Genomic DNA, 20,046 nt, shown 5'->3' with positions numbered 1-20,046 from the left:
ATGCGAAGGAACTGATGGCCACATCCACCGCGTTTCAACGCTTTCGAAACAGCTATTTTGAAAACCCCCGCCGCGACGGTCCGGATCTGGCGGTGCTCGACCAGTTGACCGTCGAAGAACGGGGTCTGGCCGAGGCCCAACTCGTTCAGGCCCTGCGCGGGGAATCGCTCTACGCGATTCGGGCGCTGGCGCACTTGAACTCCCGCGCCGCCGTGCCGATCCTGCAGGGCATGCTTCCGAAGGCCAAAGGCGTCACTCGGGTGTGGATCGCCAGTGCGCTCTGGCAGATCGAGCGCGATGAAACCGTGATCGAATGCCTGCTCGATGCCCTTAAAAAGAAATGGTTTGGCGGTGGTTCGGCGCGATTCGAAGCCGCCATCGCCTTGGGTGCGATTCCCGAAGGGCGCGTCTTCCGCGCGTTGACCGAGGCCTCCCGGGAACCGGATGCGGTCGTGTCGGCCAACGCCCTGCGCTCCTTGGCTCTGATTTGCGATCTGGAAGATGCCTACTGGGCCTACGATCGACAGTCGTCGGTGTCGGCCGAGGCCTTTCAGGCCGCCGAACGCGATCTTCGCCGACGCATCGAGGCCGTCGGTGCCGAGAAAGGTTGGTAGTCGGCCGGGGTGGCGTGGCAACTTGCACTTCCGCCGACCTGGCGGGAAAATTGACGAAGACACCCGCAGGCCCCACTCATTAATGACAACAGGATGTTTTCATGGAAATTCGAAGCTACATTCCCTTTCCACACTTTTCCTTCACCCGCCACGATACCCACAAGCGGCCGGTCGTGGTGGCGGTGGCCCGCGCGACCTTTTCCATTCGCAACGGCGAGGTGCTGAGGCCGACCCAGGAACAGAAACCGGTCGCGGCAAGGGACGGTTACTACGGCGAGGCCGGGGCATCCAGCCTGCTGCGGCCCAGTGATCTCGCGATCTCCAAACCACGCTCGGACGTCTTCATCAACGCGCTCGCCCATGCACCCGACGGCAAGCCCGCACCCATGTGGTTGGCCGAAGCGCGGGTGGGCATGCTCTCCCAGGCGCTCAAGGTTTTCGGGAAGCGGGCTTGGCGGTTCGACACCGAGAAAGGCTGGCTCATCACCGATCCGAAGCCGACGGTCGTGGTGCCGCTGCGTTACGAGAACGCCTACGGCGGCAGCTACGAACATGGCGGCGAAACGATCGCGTTTCCTCACAATCCCTTGGGATCCGGGTACGTCGTGCCGGAGCACTTGGCCCAGGACCGAACCTACAAGGCCCACCAAATCGAGGCGCCCGGGTTTCCCGTCACCGAACCGGGCCAGGTGGTGATGCCGGCCGGATTCGGCCCGGTCTACGCGGACTGGCGGATTCCGCGTCCCGACGACTCGCCCTACGCGTCCTACAACGCGGCCCACCCGAACATGGTCTATCCAGGGCATCTTCAAGGAAACGAAGAGGTCGTGCTCCAAAACCTGACCCCTGACGGCCGGCTGGACTTTCGCTTGCCCAGCTATCGCATGTTGGTTTTGGTGCGTTACAGCGACGGCGGCCTATTGCCCGCGGAAATGAAATTGGATACTCTGGCCATCGATGTTCCCGCCATGGAGGTGTATGCTACTTGGCGGGTGGTCATCGCTGAAAACGTATCCGTCCGCGTGTTGGAATTCCGAATGGAGATGGATGAAGCCAAGTCGGCTTGAGGTCGATCCCATTCGAGGTGGCTCGAGGCGGGCCTGTGCGCGGTTCGGAAGGGAAAGGGGCCTTTATGGACATTTGGGTGTCACCGCTGCGTTTGGAGTTGGCTTACGAGTTCCGCATCTCCCGTTGGAGCTACCGTCACCGTGACAATGTCGTGATTCGATTGGAGCAGGACGGCCTGATCGGCTACGGCGAGGCCGCGCCCAACGCGCGCTACGACGAATCGGCGGAGAGTTGCAATGCGGCGCTGGCCAGGTTGGTCGCGGTCATCGGCGATCGCGTCGAGCCGTACCGGCACATCATGCATCGGGTCAACGCGGCCTTTCCCGGTGAGTTTGCCGCCAAGACCGCGTTGGACATGGCTTTGTTGGACCTTCTGGGCAAGCGGCTCGGCGCACCGTTGTACGAGATCCTGGGACTCGAACCGCGCGGCCCGATGCCGATATCGTTGACCATCGGCATCGACAAGTTCGAGATGGTCGCCGAGAAGGTTCGCGAAGCGGCGCCGTTTTCGGTGCTCAAAATGAAACTGGGAAGTGGCACCGACCGCGAGTTGATTCGCACCGTTCGCCGCATCACGTCGGTACCGATCCGGGTCGACGCCAACGAGGGCTGGGCCGATCGCGAACACGCCGCGCGCGAATTGGACTGGCTGGCGAAACAGGGCATCGAACTCGTCGAGCAGCCCATGCCCGCCTTGAATCGCGAGGACATGGTGTGGTTGAAAGCGCGCAGTCCCTTGCCGCTGATCGCCGATGAATCACTGGCGGGACCCGAGGACGTGTACCATTTGGGAGACCAATTCCACGGGGTGAACGTCAAGCTCATGAAGAGCGGTGGCATCCTGTCGGCGTTGCGCACGGTGGAATCTGCGAAATCGCTGGGCATGTCGATCATGCTGGGCTGCATGATCGAGTCGGGATTGGCGATCGGCGCGGCCGCCCAGCTCGCCTCGCTCGTCGATTACCTGGACCTCGATTCGAACGTATTGCTGCGTCGCGACCCTTTCGAGGGACATCCGGTGGAAGACGGCTGCTTGATGGTCCAGAACCGACCGGGCCTGGGGGTGCAGCCCAAATCCGACCAAGACTTCAAATGGATGCGGCTCGAGGGCCAAGCCTGAGCCCCCGCACGTTCGGTGTTTCCGCAAGCCTCGCGACCCGCTCGAGGGGCGGGGACTCCTAGGATACGCTCTTCGGTAGAGCGACCAACATCGGGGTCGGGATCCGCCCTCGGAAGATCGATCACGCGTCGAAACAACCTGACCTCGAAGTGCCCGTGTTTTTATAAGCTACGTAATGCCTGTAGGTTGAGCAGCCTGCTCAACCAGTCGGAGCACCTTGGATTCGATGTACATAACTGATCGAAAGGGACGTAATCCCGGCTTTGACCCGCTTGGGAGAAGGGGTCGCTTCGCTCTGGGGCATTACTTGCTAATCCGAGGTAAGTTGCTTGGATTGGTGGAGCAAGCTGCTCCACCTACAGGCCTGACGCCGCTCTCGCGATGGGGGAACTTTGGACCTCACGGCTTTCGATTGGGGTCGTGAGGGGAATGATTGGCTACGCTCTTTGGCGCAATTGATTGCTGTTGCTTGGGTTGCTTCGACTGGTTGAGCTGGCAGCTCAACCTACAGGCCTGACGCCGCTCTCGCGATGGGGGAACTTTGGACCTCACGGCTTTCGATTGGGGTCGCGAGGGCGATTCCGTGCTACGCTCTTTGGCGCAATTACTTGTCGTTGCTTGAGTTGCTTCGACTGGTTGAGCTGGCAGCTCAACCTACAGGCCTGACGCCCCTTTCGCGATGGGGGAACTGTGGACCTCACGGCTTTCGATTGGGGTCGTGAGGGGAATGACCGGCTACGCTCTTTGGCGCAATTGATTGCTGTTGCTTGGGTTGCTTCGATTGGTCGGCCCAGCGGGCCAACCTACAGCCCTGGTCGCACTCTTGAGATACTGGGTCTGCGAACCGGCGCCTCGGAGCGAAGCACCAGCCAGCCTGATCCGATGCTCAGTCAATAACGCAACAGGGCCGACCTCCGAAGTACTTTCGGAGGCCGGCCCCATCAAGCTAAAACGCGTCGATCAGTCGAAGGATACGTCCGTGCCGGGGAAGGGCACCTGCATCAGGTGCTGAAGCGCACTGACGGATTGAACCACCTGATCGCCGATGAAGTAGTCCGTGGTCACGATCTTTTGCTCGTAGAAATGTTGATCGGCGGGCGAAGGCTGGCCTTCCAGGCATTTGGCCGCGTATTGGGCCTGACGCAGCAGGAAGTAACCGCCCATGACGTGGCCCAGGTGCTCCTGAAAATCGGTCGCGCGGTATTGGACGGCCTCCGCCTTACCGGTCGCGGCCCACTCGCCGAACTTCGTGGCGACGGCGGCAGCCGTCTGGGCGGCCTTGCCCAATGCGTCGGCCTGCGCTTCCAATCGGGTACCTTTGAGCTCGCCGCAAAGCGCGGCCACATCGCCGAGCCACACCTTGAGATGGGCGCCCTTGTTCATGAGGATCTTGCGGAAGACCAGGTCCAAAGCCTGAATCCCGTTGGTGCCCTCGTAGATGGAGGCGATCTTGATGTCGCGCATGTACTGCTCGACCGGGTACTCCTGGCAGAAGCCGTAGCCGCCGTAGGTTTGAATGGCCATCTCGGTCACCCGGAACCCCTGGTCCGAGCCGTAGCTCTTGACCACGGGCGTCAACAACTCGCTCAACGCGCGATAGCGCTCGCGATCTCCCTTGCCGTGATGCGCCAAATCCATGTACAGCGACATGTGGTAGATCATGGCGCGCGAGGCTTCCACGATGGCGCGCATTCTCAGCAGCATGCGGCGCACGTCGGGATGCTCGATGATTTTTGCGGGACGCGCGCCTTCGGCGGTTCGAATGCTGCCCTGGGCGCGCTCCTTGGCGTAGCCGAGCGCCGAGAGGTAGGCCGCCGAGGCCTGGGCCATGCCTTGGATGCCCACTTCCAAGCGGGCATCGTTCATCATCTGGAACATCTGCGACATGCCCTTGTTGGGCTCGCCGATCAACCAGCCGATGCAGTCGTCGTCCGTGCCGAAGTTGATGACGCAGGTCGGCGAGGCCTTGATGCCCATCTTGTGTTCGATGTTGCCGCAGGTGACGTCGTTGCTGCGAATCACGTTGCCTTCGTCGTCCGTCAGGTATTTGGGTACGACGAACAGGCTCAGCCCCTTGCTTCCCGGAGGTGCATCGGGCGTCCGCGCCAGCACCAGGTGAACGATGTTCTTGGTCAGCTCGTGATCGCCCCAGGTGATGAAGATCTTGGTGCCGGAGATTTTGAAGTGATCGCCCTCGGGTACCGCCTTGGTCAGGCCGGCACCCACGTCACTGCCGGCGCCCGGTTCGGTGAGGCACATGGTGCCCGACCATTCACCGCTGTACATGTTTTCGAGGTATTTTTCCTTGAGTTCCTGGGTGCCGAACGTGTAGATCAGGCGGGCGGCGCCGCGCGTGAGCAGGGGCAACATCGAAAAAGAAACGTTGGAGCCGCATTCCATTTCGGCGACCGGCGAAGAGAAGAAGTGGGGCAGGTTGGCGCCACCGAATTCGGCATCGGCGTTGATGCCGACCATTCCGGTTTCGGCGTACTGCTCCCAAACGTTGTCGAAACCCTCGGGCAGCTTGACTTCCCCGTCGACGAGTTCGCAACCCTGGCGGTCCCCGACGACGAAGTGCTCGGCGAGCACCTCGGTGGCAAACTTTTTGGCCTGTTCGAAAATGAGGTCGAGGGTTTCCTCGGAGGTGTCCTCGTAGCCGTCGGTATCGGCGAGGGCCTGCAAGCCGGGACATTCCTTCAGGTTGAACATCATATCCCGCTCGTTGATCTGGTAGTGCGTCATGCGTGTCTCCTTGAAAATTGCACGGCCAAAATGAACCTGTGTTCAGAATCTTGCCTCATTGTACCTCATTTGGTCGGGTGATGGGTGCCCCAGACGCCAAGTCCCTGGAAAAAATGAGTGTAGATTCATGCATGTGCGTCATGGCCGGCAACCGACCGGACCGATTCACGTCGCGGCATCGGGCGCTCATCGAAAACGATCGGCCGGGCAGGCGCGAACTGCGAGTTCGCGTCGGCTACTACGGTCGCGGGTCGTTCGTCGAAGTTTCGCTGGTCCCGAGTTCCCGAATTCCGAGAGGGTCGAAAGGCCTGTAGGTTGAGCTGCCAGCTCAACCAGTCGAAGCAACTCAAGCAATGGTAGGCAATTGGGCCAAAGAGCGTAGCACGGAATCACCCTCGCGACCCCAATCCGAAGTCGCAAAACCCACAGTTCCCGCATGGCGAAAGGGGCGTAAGGGCTGTAGGTTGGCCCGCTGGGCCGACCAATCGAAGCAACCCAAGCAACAGCAATCAATTGCGCCAAAGAGCGAAGCCGAACATTCTCCTCACGACCCCAATCGAAAGCCGTGAGGTCCAAAGTCCCCGCATGGCGAAAGGGGCGTAAGGCCTGTAGGTTGAGCTGCCAGCTCAACCAGTCGAAGCAACATGTGCATCAAAGGCAGGGTTCACCATATGACGAAGCACATCCATGCCTCGTTTCCCCCACCCGAATGGGCTCGCTCCGCTTTTTTGCGCTGTACTTCGTCGCTGCCGGGTAGGCTTCGATTGGTGGAGCAAGCTGCTCCACCTACAAGCGCTACGCCGCTCTCGCGATGCGGGAACTTTGGACTTTGCGACTTCGGTGACGCGTGGCCAGCGGAGTGATTCGCTTCGCTCTTAGGGTGAACCCACCTCCGTGCCGTTTGTTGCTTCGATTGGTGGAGCAAGCTGCTCCACCTACAAGCGTTACGCCGCTCTCGCGATGCGGGAACTATGGACTTTGAGACTTCGGTGACGCGTGGCCAGCGGAGTGATTCGCTTCGCTCTTAGGGTGAACCCACCTCCGTGCCGTTTGTTGCTTCGATTGGTGGAGCAAGCTGCTCCACCTACAGGCTTTGCGTCGCCTACGAGCATGCGGGCTCTTCGGGCCGGGGACGCAACGGCATAAAAAAAGCCGCCGGACTGGGGTCCGGCGGCTCAGGAGAGAACCGCTCGTTCGCTGGCGAACGAGACTCGGGATCATGGATCGATAGATGGGCGGGGCCCGATTGGGGCCGAGCGAGCGATCGCGCCATCGAAGCGATGCGCGACCTCCCGTTGGCGGCAATCAGTTGCGTTTCACCGAGATGGTGTAGTTTCCGGTTTGCTCCGCGCTGTAGGCGGTCACCTTGACGAAGTAGGTACCGGCGGTCAGGTCGCGCGTGATCCGCGAGGCGTAGTTACCGCTGGCCTTGTCGTCGTTTTCGGCGATGGCGTTTTGGGTCGTGTTGGTGTGCAGTGCCAAAACCGTGTCGGACAGGCTGCCCAGCCAGGACTCGATGGTGTAGGAACCGCTTTCCGCGACGGTGAATTGGAACCAGTTCGCATCGCCGCCGTTGGCGATTTCGCCGGTGATCGCGGCGGCGTTCACCGTCAGCTCGGGATAGTCGCGGGTGCCGTCGCAACCCAGGCAGGTCGCCGTCAGGACGAAGCTGCCGTTCTGGTTGTTGTCGTAGCCGCGCACCATGATGTAGTAGGTACCGGGGTTCAGGCTCAGGGACACGCGCGAGAAGTTGTTGCCGTTGGAAATGTCGTCGTTCTCGGCCAGGGCTTCCTGGTTCGGATCGGCGTGGATGGCGAGCACGGTGTCGCTGGTCGTGCCGGCTGCGGTTTGGATAGTGTAGGTGGAGCGCTCCAAGACGTTCAGTTCGAACCACTTGGGAGCACCGTTCACCAGTTGGCCGGTCAGCGGCGAATCGAGTTCCAGCTTTTGGGTCGCGGGTTTGGTGTTGAGGATGTCGCGGATCAGGTTCCAGTCCAGGCCTTTGTTGTGCGAGCGGTAGTAGCCGCTGGGTGGATTGCTCTCGGGAATCCAGATGAAGTCCGGGTTGACCTGTTTGTCGTCCTGGCCTTCCTCGATCCAGCCGCTGGGGCCCGGAGTCGGGTTGCCGTTTTGGTCGACCGTCAACCAGTACTTGTAGGTCACGACGAAGTGCTTGCGACCGAGGTAGTTGGCGCCAACAGACGCCGATGCGAAGAACGCTTTGCAGACCACGTTGACGCGTTTCGCGTTCTCGGTGTCTTCGGTCACGGTCATTTCGTACTTGTACATCGGGAAGTTCCAAACCTCGGAACGGCGGTCGATGTCGAGAACCATGGCCTGGCCCTGTTGGCCCAGGTAGGTGACGAATGCGCGGTGGGCATCGTAGGCGGAGGGATCGGCGGCGGGATAACCTTCGCCGTAGTAACGGTCGCCGATGAAGGCGGATACGTTGATGTCGTAGTAGGCTTCGGAAAGCAGGCCCTTCAGGTCGCCCACGGAGAAATCGATGCCCTCGGCGGTGATGCCGGTGCGCGGTTCACGAGCCAGAATGGACGCTGCCGCCAAGCCGTTGCAGTGCCCGAACCAGGCTTCGCCGGTGCTGTAGTTGTCCAGCTCCCACTGTTTGGCGCTGGGCGCGTTGTCGCGACCGTAGCGGGCGCGGTAGTACTGGTCGTACTTCTCCAGCAGGCCGCCGTCGGCATAGGTGCGGGTCGCGGGCGTCGGGGCCTGGTCGCCGCGCGCGGACGCCCACCAGTAGCCCGACCATACGAAGTGGCTCGCCTCTGCGTCGTGGCTCTCCAACTTGTGGGCGCGCTCGCGGTGTTCCAGGTGATCGTGGCCGCCCGCCTCGCTCCAGGGTTGAGTGGCGCTCGCTTCGGTCGGATAGGACCAACGGCCCTCGGGCTTGCGGATGTCGCGCTCTATGACCTTGGGGGTCTTGTGTTTCTTGAAGGATTTGGTGTTGAGGTTCACGTCGACCAACTCGGCGACGAAGAAGCCGGGCTGTTCGGCGCGACGCCACCAGATTTCACCGCGATGCCAATCCTGCAGAATGGTTTTGGGACCCTGCGTCAAGGCGATGCGGGTGAAGTCGGGGTGGTCGACCTGGGTCTGGTGCACTTCGACTTCGAAGCCCCAGTCGCCCTCGATCGCGGGTACGTAGCGATAGCGTGCTTCGTCCTTCTCTTGGGTGAAGGACGGCATGTCGAACGGAACGAGACTGCGCTCCGCCATGACCGGAAGACCGTTCCGATCGGCCGCGTCGGCCGTGACGAAGTTGTAGACGGTGTTGGCAGAAGCTCTTTTTTCCCAACGCAATACCTGGCGAGTAAGCGCGTCGAGATACAGCCTGCCGTAGGCAATGCCGGTATCGTACTCGGCAATGTCCACGATCAGTGCGGACTCGCCGTCGACCAGTGCGGCGGCACTGACGCGGAACTGGTACAGGGTGGCGGGTTTCAGGTTGCCGCGGGTTCCGTGGAGATCGTATTGGGAGACTTTGATGGTCCAAGCGTCACCCACCTGAAGTTGGGGGACTTGGTCTGACAGCGGGGCGGCCATCAAGGAAACCGAATTGACGGAAAAAAAGCACATCATGATCAAGAATGAAATAATACGCATTCTATGCATTCACAAACTCCTCAGTGTTTACCCATGGCCCGATGGGGCATCCAGGGTGCGCCGCCTAGGAACAAGTAGCCTGCCAAAAGGGGAGATCTGTTGGTGGGCAGCGTTTTTGTGATTTGGTTCGTTTCCTCGAGGAGGTTGCAATGTTAAGGAATGGTTAAAAGTGGAGTTTTGGCCTGCCTTTTTGTGGAGAAAACTCTCCGTGAGCTGGCTTGGAGAAAGAAATGTGCCTATTTTCTTGTTTTGTATCTTTTCTCAGAAATGTATATTTTCTGTTTTCGTGTTCTATTTTGATGTTTGCAAGATGTTTACGTGGTGGTCCCCTTCCTGCTCGGCCTCGCCTCTCCACGCTCATTCACTCCTGTGGCCCCATCTGACTCGTGCTACAATCGAGCACGCTCTTCTCTTTTCTTGACAGTTACCCCTTTGTGCGGTCCTAAAGAACTTGGCGTTGGACTTCGAACCCGCGCCCTCGGTGAGAGCCGGCCCATGAAAGTGCCTGACATTCCGGAGAACGAACCTCAACGGCTGGCTGCCCTCGAGCGCTATCAAATCCTCGATACGCCGCCGGAGCAGGCTTTCGACGACCTTACCTGGCTGGCGCAGCAGGTGACGGGTGCCCCGATCGTTCTCGTCTCCCTCGTCGATGCCCACCGCCAATGGTTCAAGTCCAAGCAGGGGTTGGAAGCCTGCGAGACCCATCGCGAGATCTCCTTTTGTGGCCACGCGATACACGACTTCGAACCGTTGGAAGTGGCCGATGCCTCCGAAGATCCCCGTTTTTCGGACAACCCGTTGGTGATCGGCGCGCCCAATATCCGGTTCTATTTCGGGGTACCGCTCACCACGCCCGATCAATTGAACCTGGGCACGCTGTGTGTCATCGACGTGGTACCGCGAAAGCTCGAGCCCCATCAGGTGGAGATGTTGAAGGTGATCGCCCGCCAGGTGATCAGTCAATTGGAGTTGCGGCTCGCCGGGCGTCGCATGCGCGAGGCCTTCAAGCAGGCACGCGAGGCCTCCCAGGCAAAAAGCCGTTTTCTCGCCAACATGAGCCACGAGATCCGGACACCCATGAACGGGGTCATCGGCATGACCGAATTGGTGCTTCGCAACAACTTGAGCGACGAGCAGCGGCAACAGGTCGAAATCATCAAGAATTCCGCCGAAATCCTGATGCGCCTGCTCAACGACATCCTGGATTTCTCCAAAATCGAAGCTGGAAAGTTGGATTTCGAACGAGTCGGCTTCCATCTCGAGCGGCGACTGGAGGCCTTGCGCCGATCGCACGAGCTGGGCGCCCGCAAAAAGGGTATCGAGCTTCAATTGGAAGTGGCCGAGCATCTGCCTGCACGGGTCCTCGCCGATCCGCTTCGTTTGGAACAGGTACTCAACAACCTGATCGGCAACGCCATCAAATTCAGTTCCGGCGGGAAGGTCATCATTCGGGTCGTGGATGCCAGGCCCGAAAAGAGCGATCCCGATCACCTCCGGCTCGCCTTTTCCGTCGAGGATCAAGGGATCGGCATCGAGGCCGACAAGCAACAGCTCATCTTCGAGGCGTTTTCCCAGGCGAACCAGAGCATTACCCGTTTTTTCGGCGGAACCGGCCTGGGTCTCGCTATTTGCTCGCGCTTGGTGGAGATGATGGGTGGGCGAATCTGGGTTCGCAGCCAGCCGGGTGAGGGCAGTACCTTCACTTTCGAGATACCGGTGCAGGAAGCCACCGACGCGCCTTCCGAATCCGGCGACGGTTCCCGTGCCGCCGAGGTGCTGCCGCAGCCCGCCGACGAAATGATGTCCCCCGCCAAGTTGTCGCCCCAACACATCCTGCTCGTGGAAGACAATCCCATCAACCAGATCGTCGCGCGCGACATGTTGGAGAATCTGGGTCATAGCGTGGCCCTCGTGGAGAACGGCCAGGCCGCATTGAAGGCCTTCGGCAACCACCATTTCGACTTGATTCTCATGGACCTGCAGATGCCCGAGATGGACGGCATCCAAACGACCCGGGCCATTCGCGAACTGGAGAAAGAGCGCGAGGGTCACACCCCGATCGTGGCCATGACGGCCAGCGCCATGAAGGGCGACGAAGAGCGGTGTTTCGCCGCCGGTATGGACGGGTACGTGGCCAAACCCCTGACCCTGGATCGATTCGAGCGGGAAGTGGCGCGCGTTTTGGTGGGCATGTAGCCGGCACGGGTCGGTGGGTGTGATGGAAGCCGGCGATTCCGGCGTTTCACGGATCGGGCCGGGGCGTTTCTGTTAGGTAATGTAAAAAAACGGTGAGGAAATGGCGCGAAGGGCACCCGTGATTTTTGGTTGCCAGCTTGCTGTCGTCCTCTTTCGGAAGGACTCGCGCGGGAGGCGGGTTCTGTGAGTAACCTGTTTTAATCTTGATATTTGTGTTGTGTTTTTGTGAGTTGTTGTTTTGGGATGATGTGATTCTTCGTTCGGTTTCTTAGTTTTGCTCACAAAAAATTAACAGACATGGATGTAAAACTTTGGTAAGTTTGAGTTCGTGTTTTTAGGGACCCTGCGGTCCGGCATTCTATTTCGATGTTCATGCGGCGATCCACGGAGCAAAGCCGGCTTAACCGCTTCCCACGTAGGAGGCGCCGGCAGTCGACGAATTCATATTTTTTCGAGAGGGCTCCACTCGCGGGATATTGCCGCCATGTGATGTAAATCTAGGAGATTTCACGCCATGAAAGATCTTCGCGCTCTGGCGAAGAAGGCCGTATGCCTTTTCTTTTTCGCTCTTTGTGTGTCCTCGGCCTTTGCCCAAACCCCGCCTTCCGGACTTGAAGGGGCGGCACTCCGCTCTTGGATCAAAAACAACTTTTACGATGGCCAAATCCAAAGCCTCGGCTATTCGGATGCGCGCCGCAAAATGTACAACCTCATCGACAACAAGAACAACAAAGTCATCTGCGTGTACGGTGGTCACGAGGTCTCTTGGACCTACGGCGGCACCGGCACCAACCCCTGGCCGATCAATGCCGAGCACACGGTCCCGCAGAGCTTTTTCAACAAAGCCGAGCCGATGCGGTCCGACATCCACCATCTCTTTCCCACCTATAACGTATTCAACAGTCGGCGCTCCAATTATCCCTTCGCGGACATTGCCGACAGCCAGACCACGGCCTGGATGATCGACGACCAGACCACCAGCTCGATACCCTCGCAAAATATCGACGCTTACAGCGAAGGCACCAACAGCCGATTCGAACCGCGCGAAGATCACAAAGGAAATGTGGCCCGCGCGGTTTTTTATTTCTACACCATGTATCCCAGTTACGACATCGCCCAGGTCGGGGATCTCGACCTGTTCTACGCCTGGCACCTGGCCGATCCCGTCGATGGGGACGAGCTGCAGCGCAACGACCTGGTCGCGCAGTACCAGGGCAACCGCAACCCTTATGTCGACAACCCCGAATGGGTCGCTCCCGCCTGGGGCTTCGGTGGCGGTACCGACGGCGGTGACGGCGGTGACGGCGGCGATGGCGGCGATGGCGGCACCGGTGACCTGGCCAACGACGTGCCGGTCAACTTCAACCTCGCGAAGGACGATGTGGTTCGCTACACCCTGAACCTGCCGGCCGGAACCACGCAGTTGACGGTCACCATCAGCGGTAGCGGCGATGCCGACCTCTACGTGAAGCGCGCGACCATCAACTGGCCCGGCGATTCCGGCTCGCACAACGAGAGCGAGTTCAAGGCGCCCTACGAGGTGGGTTCCGACGAATCGGTGACCTTCAGCAACCCGGCATCCGGGGCCTGGCACGTGCTGGTCCACGGCTACGAGGCCTCCTCCGGAACGCTTCGCGCCACCTGGTCCTCCGGTAGCTCCGGCGGCGATTGGGTCTACGACGACGCCTTCCTGCGCGAGTCGCCGCACAACTACGCCAACAACCAGACCTACACCTACACCTTCAGCCAGCCGGGCGCTTCGGAGGTCGGCGTTCATTTCGATCGTCTGGATACCGAGAGCAACTACGACTTCGTGCGCATCTTCAACGCCAGCGATCAGATGATCTACGAGGTCTCCGGAAACCTGATCTCCGGTGGTTCGGGCAGTGCTTTCGGGCGCACCGACGGCTGGGCGCTGGTCGATGGCGACACCATTCGCGTCGTCCTGGTCACCGATTACAGTGTGACCCGGTACGGTTTGAAAATCGATACCGCGGCTCACCGCTGAGCCGATCCCACCGCGGTCGCCCTTGTTGCGACCGCGGCTCGAATCACGCCGGCAGGCCTCGCGCTTGCCGGCTTTTTCGTTTGTGACGCCGGCTCAATACAGCTTCGATCTCCCCGGTTCGAAACCGACTCGCGCATGGTCCGGAACCGTACCGCTCTCGAACACCGCGAAATCTTCCGGGGTCAGATCGGTACCGATTCGAGCGCCGCGCCCGACCACCAGGTTTTGTGGAAGATGGGTGCTCTTTCCGATGCAGGTGATGCCCAGCCCGTCGCCTTCCTCGATACGGCCGATGGTGGAGCGTTCACCCGTGGCCACGATCTTGTCGATGATGCAGCGATCGACCACCGATTCGGCGCCGATGTGGGCGTCACTCAGCAGAACCGATTGGCGAATTCGGGCGCCGGGACCGACAAAGACACCGGGTGAAAAGATCGAGTCCTCCACGATGGCGTCCTTGGAAATCACGACCCCGTTGGCGATGAGGCTGTTGGCGACCTCCGCGCCCCGTGCGATCCGGGTCGGCGGACGCTCTTCACTGCGGGTGTGGATGACCCAGTTGCGGTCGTTGAGATCCATGGCCGGAGGACGGCGCAAGAGATCCATCTGCGCCTGCCAATAGGTGTCGACCATGCCCACGTCGACCCAATACCCGGAAAAGGGGAAGGCGCGGATGTCGGTGCCGCCGCGCAGCATGTGGGGAATCAGGTCGCGACCGAAGTCGTGAGACGAATCGCGGCGGTCGCCGTCGTCGATGAGTGCCCGCTCCAAAGCCTTGTAATTGAACAAGTAAACGCCCATGCTGGCCAGGGTTGAGCGCGGGTCCTCCGGTTTCTCGATAAAGGCTTCGATGCGCTGCTCTTCGCCCACTTCCAGGATGCCGAACCGGTTGGCCTGGTCCAGCGGGACGTGGACGGTGCACACCGTGGCATCGGCGCCGTGAGATTGGTGAAAGCGGATCAACTTGGTGTAATCCATCTTGTAGACGTGGTCGCCGCTGACCACCAGCACCAGGTCGGGCACGCCGTGACGCACGAAGTTGAGATTCTGCAGGACGGCGTCGGCGGTGCCCGCGTACCAATCCTTTTCCTTCAGGCCCTGAAACGGGTGGAGTAGGTGAACGCCGCCGGTGAATCCGCGATCCAGGTCCCAGGGGCGCCCGTTGCGGATGTGTTCGTTGAGGCTGTGGGGTCGGTACTGGGTAATGATGAGAATGTCGAAGATATTGGAATTGACACAGTTACTTAAAGTGAAGTCAATGATTCGGTACTTGCCCGCAAAGGGGACTGCGGGTTTGGCGCGTTTGAGCGTCAGGGGGGCCAAGCGGGTACCCCGTCCACCGGCCAAAACGATCGCTTTCACTTTCACGAATGTGCTCCCTCGCGTATCCTGGCGGTCATTCGGTAAAGGTCGAGATAGGAGCGGGCGCTTGCGCTCCAGGAGAAATCGCGTGCCATCGCGGTGCGTTGCATGCGGCGCCAGGTGTCGCGCGCCTCATTGTAGATTTTCAGGGCGGTCTCCAGGGACTCTTTCAGGGCTTCTGCCTCGGGTTTATCAAAAACGAATCCTGTCGCCTGATCGGGATCCTCGGTGGGCGCCGTCACGGTGTCCGCCAATCCGCCGGTTCGGTGGACCAGCGGAAGCGCGCCGTATCGCATCGCCATCATCTGGCCCATGCCACAGGGCTCGAACCGGCTCGGCATGAGGAAAAGGTCGCAGCCTGCGTAGATGTCTCTCGCCACTTTTTCATCGAACCGCAACATGGCGCGCACGTCGGGTTGCCGGTTCTCTTCGATGTCCAGCAGGCGCTTTTCCAAAGCGTCGAATCCGGTTCCGAGGACGACCAGTTGCCAGGGACGGTCTTGGGAGAGCCGTTCCAAGGCGTCGAGGGCCAGGTCGACTCCCTTCTGGGGAACCAGCCGAGTCACCATGCCAATTAACAGGGCTTCGTCATCGAGGGGAAGACCGCTCGACGATTGTAGAAATCTTTTGTTAAGCAATCGTTGGGTTTCCAATTGGCTGGCGTGGAAGTCGCGGTGGATGTGTTTGTCGCGTTGGGGATCCCACTGATCGTAGTCCAGGCCGTTCAGGATTCCGACGAAGTCGTCGCCTCGGCGCTGGAGCAGAACCTCCAGGGGTTTGGGTTTGGTGGTGGCCTTGATTTCGTCCGCGAAACCCTGGCTGACGGTATTGACCTTGTCCGCATAGGCCACACCGATCGCGAGGAAGTTGTCTTCCAGTTCCAGGTCGAGGAGATCGGGATGGTTCCGTTTCGGCACGAGGTCCTCGATGTAGTTGCCGGCGTTCTCGCCCTGATAGGCCGAGTTGTGGATCGTCAACAGGCTGGCCGTCTTGGTCCAGCGGTCGGCCTGGTGCTCGACCTTCAGGAGAAGCGGCAGCAGACCCATGTGCCAATCGTTGACCTGCAGCACGTCCGGCGTCCAGTCGTCCGTTTGGGCCATGCGCGACATCGTCTCCAGGACCAGACGGCTGAAGAGGGTGAAGCGCGGGACATCCCATTCCGAATCGGGGGAATAGACCGTCGACTGCTCGCCGAACCAGGGCTTGGCTTCCACGAAGAAAAATTCGGCGCCGGCTCGCTGGGTTCGGTAGATCACGACCTGGACCGTTTCGCCTCGGTAGCGGTAGTCGAAGGTGAAAGCGACCTTCAAGTCGAAAGCCTTCTTGTCGATGAAGCCGTAGCCCGGCATGATGACGCGCACCGAGACCCCCAACGCATGGAGTGCCTTGGGCAGCGAGCCGACCACATCACCCATACCGCCGACTTTGACAAAGGGTACCGCTTCCGCGGCCGCAATCAGAATTTTCATGAGATCCTTTCTCCTGTTTGGGTTCCGCGATCCGCCACCCACTACATTCTTTTCGAGTTACACGCCATGAACCGTATCGGTAGGCTCTGGAGGGGAGCTTATTTTCGCGATGGGTCGCACCGGTGCGAAGACCGCGAAGTGGAACTCCGGTTGTCCGGGTCAGGCTTTGGAGGGGATGGGTTTCGACCGGAACGCCGAGGCGGAGGGCCTTGCGGTTGCCGCGGTTTGTCAAAACCAAGGGGAGATGGGCACATTCTACCGGTCATCTTTCGATCGATTCAAGAGGCAGTACCTCCTCGATCCGGGCGGCGATCGCCGGTGCCCCCGCGAATCGGCGGACCGGCGAGGCCTCGCCACCGCCGTTCGGGCTTGGGTCACGCGGTTTTGGAAGGGCGTGAACCCGAGGCGCGATATCCTGAACAGCCGACCGTGGTTCAGGTGAACGGTTGTGAAAACCGCGGTTTCCGGATGAGCACCGGTGGAAAAGTATGCCATGGGAGCTGTGAAAGAATCCAACGCGATTTGATGCTTTCATGTAATTAAAATATTGAAAATCCCAGATTTATGAAAGGAAACCAAGGGTATCCTCGTGAATGGCTTTTTAAGTGCCCTTCGGCAAATTTCGCTGGTTCGGCGAACCTGGCGCTTTGGGAAAAAAAGACCCATCAAACTGTTGCTCTGGTTGTGAACCACGTGCTAAAAATAGGCGCACTAATTACTGATTCCACAAAACGATCTCTCATCTTGATTCTCGGAATCTATCGTTCTCCGTCCGTCTGTTTGGCGGGGACATATTGCTTTCGTTCGCTACTCGATTGGTATCTTGTCAGGTTTCACGGCCGTCCTATGGAATCCTTCGGGGATTTCCGAGCATTCCTTGTACCCGGGCTTCGCGCTGGGCGGGCGGCCCTGTCTACAGACTTGATTTTTTCTGGGATATATCCTGTATGATGCTCCTCGACTATCTACCGAAAGACCGGGCTTCCGTCCGGTGTCCGTGGTTGCGCACGTATTCGCGGCGACTCGGGCGACTGGCTCTGCTTTCCTTCCTCACGCTTTCCATCTGCGGTTCGCTCGCCTCCGATCGGCCGCCACCGCGCGGCACACCGGTACCGACGACCGATTGGTCCCACGACGTGCTGTACTTCGTGGTCCTGGACCGCTTTGCCGACGGCGATCCCGGCAACAACCGCGATGTGGACATCCAGGCCAAGGGCACCTTCCACGGAGGCGATCTGGTCGGGTTGACCCGGCAACTGGACGAACTGGCCGAATTGGGCATCACGGCGGTATGGATCACGCCGGTGGTCAAGAACATCGACCACTATGTGGACGGAGTCGGTTTTCCCGATTGGGGTTACCACGGTTATTGGGCCGATGATTTTTATCGGATCGACGATCGATTCGGGACCGAGGCCGAGCTGAAGAAGCTGGTGGATGAAGCCCACCGGCGCGGGATCAAGGTGGTTTTGGACGTCGTCTACAATCACTGCGGTTACGGTGCGGCCTACCTGAAGAAGGATCACGCCAACGACTGGTTGCGAACCGGCCGGCGGGAAAGTCCCTGTGGTGACGACGACCTGACTTCCTGCCTGTCGGGGCTGCCCGATTTCAAGACGGAAAAGGCGGAGGTCGCCGACTACCTGATGAAGGCGCACCTGGGGCTGGCCAAACGGGTGGGCCTGGACGGGTTCCGGTTGGACACCGTCAAGCACGTGGACCACCCATTCTGGCGCGAGCATCGTGCCCGCTGCGATCGCGAGTTGGGCGAGAACTTCTTCCTGCTCGGCGAGGTGTGGGGCGGTGACTACAAGGTGCTCGACGACTGGTTCGAACACGACGAAATGGACGGCGGTTTCGATTTCAGCTTCGTCGGCTCGGCGCTGGCGTTCGTGCAGGGTCGCGGCCGCACGATCGCCTTCAGTCGGTACCTGATGAAACGCCATCGGGTGCGGCCGGGCTACCAGTTGGCGCACTACCTTTCGTCCCACGACGTGCCAGGCGCCCTGTTCCAACTCGGTGGCGACAAGGCGCGTTTCAAACTGCTGGTTGCACTGCAGTTGACCAGCGTGGGCCTGCCCACGATCTACTACGGCGAAGAGGTCGGCCGACTGGGTGGAGATTGGCCGGACAACCGCTCCGACATGCCCTGGGGCTCCCGCGACATCAAGCCCGGAAAGGGGGTCGCGCGCGACGAGGACATGCGGCGGTTCTATCGCGAGCTGATCCGGTTGCGACGCGAACATCCGGTTCTCGCCGTCGGCGGTTACCAGGAGCTCCATACGGCGGGCGACCTGTTGGTCTTCGCGCGCACCCCGGCGGAGGGCGATGCGACCTCGCAGGGGCCGGTCGTCGTGGCCGTCAATCGCGGCAAGGTACCCGCGCCCGCAGTGGTCGCCAAACCCGAATCATGGACGAAACCGGCCGCACGCGGGCTGCTGTCCGGAGCACCGGTCGAGGTCGCCGACGGCAAGCTGCACTTCGCCGTGCCACCGTTGGGCGCCCGAGTGATCGCGGGGCGCGACTGACGCGAACCCTGGAGATGGTATGCGAGAGCTAGAAAGCACGGACAGGCAGGCGCGGCGGGATTTGGATCGGGACGAGCCCGGTCGATCGCACGAGGACGTTTCGATAGGAACCGCCATGCCGCCGTGCGGGCGTCCCCGACCTCGCCGACCCATTGGAGAACGAAGAATCCTCGAGAGAAACGGGTGAAGCTTATGGCAGGCATTACAATGACGGATCTTTGCAAACGTTACGGTTCGGTCTCGGTCATCGAGGGCCTGAACCTGGAGATCCGCGACAAGGAATTCATGGTTCTGGTGGGTCCCTCGGGCTGCGGCAAATCCACGGTGCTGCGCATGATCGCCGGCCTGGAAGACATCTCCGAGGGCACCATGAAGATCGGAGACCGCATCGTCAACGACATGCACCCGAAGGACCGCGACGTGGCCATGGTGTTCCAGAGCTACGCCCTCTATCCGCACATGACCGTGCGCGAAAACATTTCGTTCGGCCTGAAGGTACGCAAGGTGCCGGCCGCCGAAATCAAGAAGCTCGTCGACGAAGCCGCGACCTCCCTGGGCTTGATCGACCTGCTGGATCGCAAGCCGAAGGCGTTGTCGGGCGGGCAACGCCAGCGGGTCGCCCTGGGGCGCGCCATCGTGCGGAAACCCAGCGTGTTCCTGTTCGACGAACCTCTCTCCAACCTGGATGCGGAGCTGCGCGTGCAGATGCGCGCCGAAATCAGCAGCCTCCAGAAGCGGCTTCAGATCACCTCGGTCTACGTGACCCACGATCAGGTGGAGGCCATGACGATGGGTCACCGCATCACGGTGCTCAACGGCGGCGACGTGCAGCAGGTGGGCACGCCGCTGGATCTCTACGAGACGCCGCGCAACCTGTTCGTGGCCCGCTTCATCGGCACGCCGCCCATGAACATCGTGGCGGGCACTGTCAAACAGGACGGTTCGGCCGTCGAGACCGCCACGCTGGTCCTGCCGCTCGAGGGCGAGCTGGGCAACCTGGGACAGCGTCATCGGGGCCGCAAGATCATGGTGGGCCTGCGACCCGAGCACATCGGTTCCAATCCCGAACCCGAAGTACCCAACGCCGAGATTTCCTGCAAGGTCGAGGTCGTGGAACCCCTGGGCCACGAGGTCATCCTGCACGGCCGTTCCGGCGAGGACCGCATCGTGGCCAAGCTGCATCCCCACCACATTCCCGAAACCGGTGAAACCCTCAAACTCAGTGCACGTTGCGACGGGCTCCATCTCTTCGATCCCGAAACGGAATTGCGATTGACCTGAAGGTCGGGCACCGAGGCGACGCCCCGTCGCCCGG

General features: G+C 60.4%; 11 protein-coding genes. 7 read left to right on the top strand and 4 right to left on the bottom strand.

The features are described 5' to 3' along the window. Positions 1–14 precede the first annotated feature (14 nt). The 3 genes from J3U87_RS06595 to J3U87_RS06585 all read left to right on the top strand — a co-directional run bounded on the left by J3U87_RS06595 (position 15) and on the right by J3U87_RS06585 (position 2,802). A complete protein-coding gene (locus J3U87_RS06595) occupies positions 15–614 on the top strand; it encodes a HEAT repeat domain-containing protein (RefSeq protein WP_237382241.1) in 600 nt (199 codons plus the stop codon). 101 nt (positions 615–715) lie between these two features. Next, the gene (locus J3U87_RS06590) at positions 716–1,681 is read left to right on the top strand and encodes a DUF2169 family type VI secretion system accessory protein (protein WP_237382240.1); all 966 of its coding nucleotides are present in this window, start codon (positions 716–718) and stop codon (positions 1,679–1,681) included. Positions 1,682–1,746: 65 nt separating this feature from the next. Next, complete coding sequence (locus tag J3U87_RS06585; RefSeq protein WP_237382239.1) at positions 1,747–2,802, top strand: dipeptide epimerase; 1,056 nt, start codon at positions 1,747–1,749, stop codon at positions 2,800–2,802. A 960-nt stretch (positions 2,803–3,762) separates the two neighbouring features. On the opposite strand, the gene J3U87_RS06580 is transcribed toward J3U87_RS06585, so the two are convergent. Both J3U87_RS06580 and J3U87_RS06575 read right to left on the bottom strand, forming a co-directional pair. After that, positions 3,763–5,544, bottom strand: a complete 1,782-nt coding sequence (locus J3U87_RS06580) for an acyl-CoA dehydrogenase (protein WP_237382238.1) — start codon at positions 5,542–5,544, stop codon at positions 3,763–3,765. A 1,305-nt stretch (positions 5,545–6,849) separates the two neighbouring features. After that, the gene (locus J3U87_RS06575; RefSeq protein ID WP_237382237.1) at positions 6,850–9,174 is read right to left on the bottom strand and encodes a DVUA0089 family protein; all 2,325 of its coding nucleotides are present in this window, start codon (positions 9,172–9,174) and stop codon (positions 6,850–6,852) included. Positions 9,175–9,660: 486 nt separating this feature from the next. On the opposite strand from J3U87_RS06575, the gene J3U87_RS06570 reads away from it, so the two are divergent. Continuing rightward, positions 9,661–11,364, top strand: coding sequence for a GAF domain-containing hybrid sensor histidine kinase/response regulator (locus tag J3U87_RS06570; RefSeq protein ID WP_237382236.1), 1,704 nt, complete (start codon positions 9,661–9,663; stop codon positions 11,362–11,364). Positions 11,365–11,878: 514 nt separating this feature from the next. Next, positions 11,879–13,372 (top strand): endonuclease, encoded by a 1,494-nt coding sequence (locus tag J3U87_RS06565; RefSeq protein WP_237382235.1) that lies wholly within the window; start codon positions 11,879–11,881, stop codon positions 13,370–13,372. 93 nt (positions 13,373–13,465) lie between these two features. Here J3U87_RS06565 and J3U87_RS06560 read toward each other — a convergent pair whose 3' ends face one another. Further along, positions 13,466–14,740 carry a glucose-1-phosphate adenylyltransferase family protein gene (locus J3U87_RS06560; protein WP_237382234.1) on the bottom strand — a complete coding sequence of 425 codons (1,275 nt, stop codon included), beginning with the start codon at positions 14,738–14,740 and terminating at the stop codon, positions 13,466–13,468. Continuing rightward, positions 14,737–16,203: a glycogen synthase gene (locus tag J3U87_RS06555; RefSeq protein WP_237382233.1), complete on the bottom strand. Its 1,467-nt coding sequence runs from the start codon at positions 16,201–16,203 to the stop codon at positions 14,737–14,739. Before J3U87_RS06555 ends, J3U87_RS06560 begins: the two co-directional genes overlap by 4 nt. Positions 16,204–17,204: 1,001 nt before the next feature. Here J3U87_RS06555 and J3U87_RS06550 point away from each other — a divergent pair. Beyond that, complete coding sequence (locus J3U87_RS06550; protein ID WP_237382232.1) at positions 17,205–18,731, top strand: alpha-amylase family glycosyl hydrolase; 1,527 nt, start codon at positions 17,205–17,207, stop codon at positions 18,729–18,731. Positions 18,732–18,923: 192 nt separating this feature from the next. Beyond that, the gene (locus J3U87_RS06545) at positions 18,924–20,012 is read left to right on the top strand and encodes an ABC transporter ATP-binding protein (protein WP_237382231.1); all 1,089 of its coding nucleotides are present in this window, start codon (positions 18,924–18,926) and stop codon (positions 20,010–20,012) included. Positions 20,013–20,046: the final 34 nt, after the last annotated feature.

The sequence above is a fragment of the Sulfidibacter corallicola genome (assembly GCF_017498545.1).
GTDB classification, from domain to species: domain Bacteria; phylum Acidobacteriota; class Holophagae; order Acanthopleuribacterales; family Acanthopleuribacteraceae; genus Sulfidibacter; species Sulfidibacter corallicola.
Note: the sequence above shows the minus strand (reverse complement) of the source record. Positions and strands in the feature narration are given on the sequence as shown.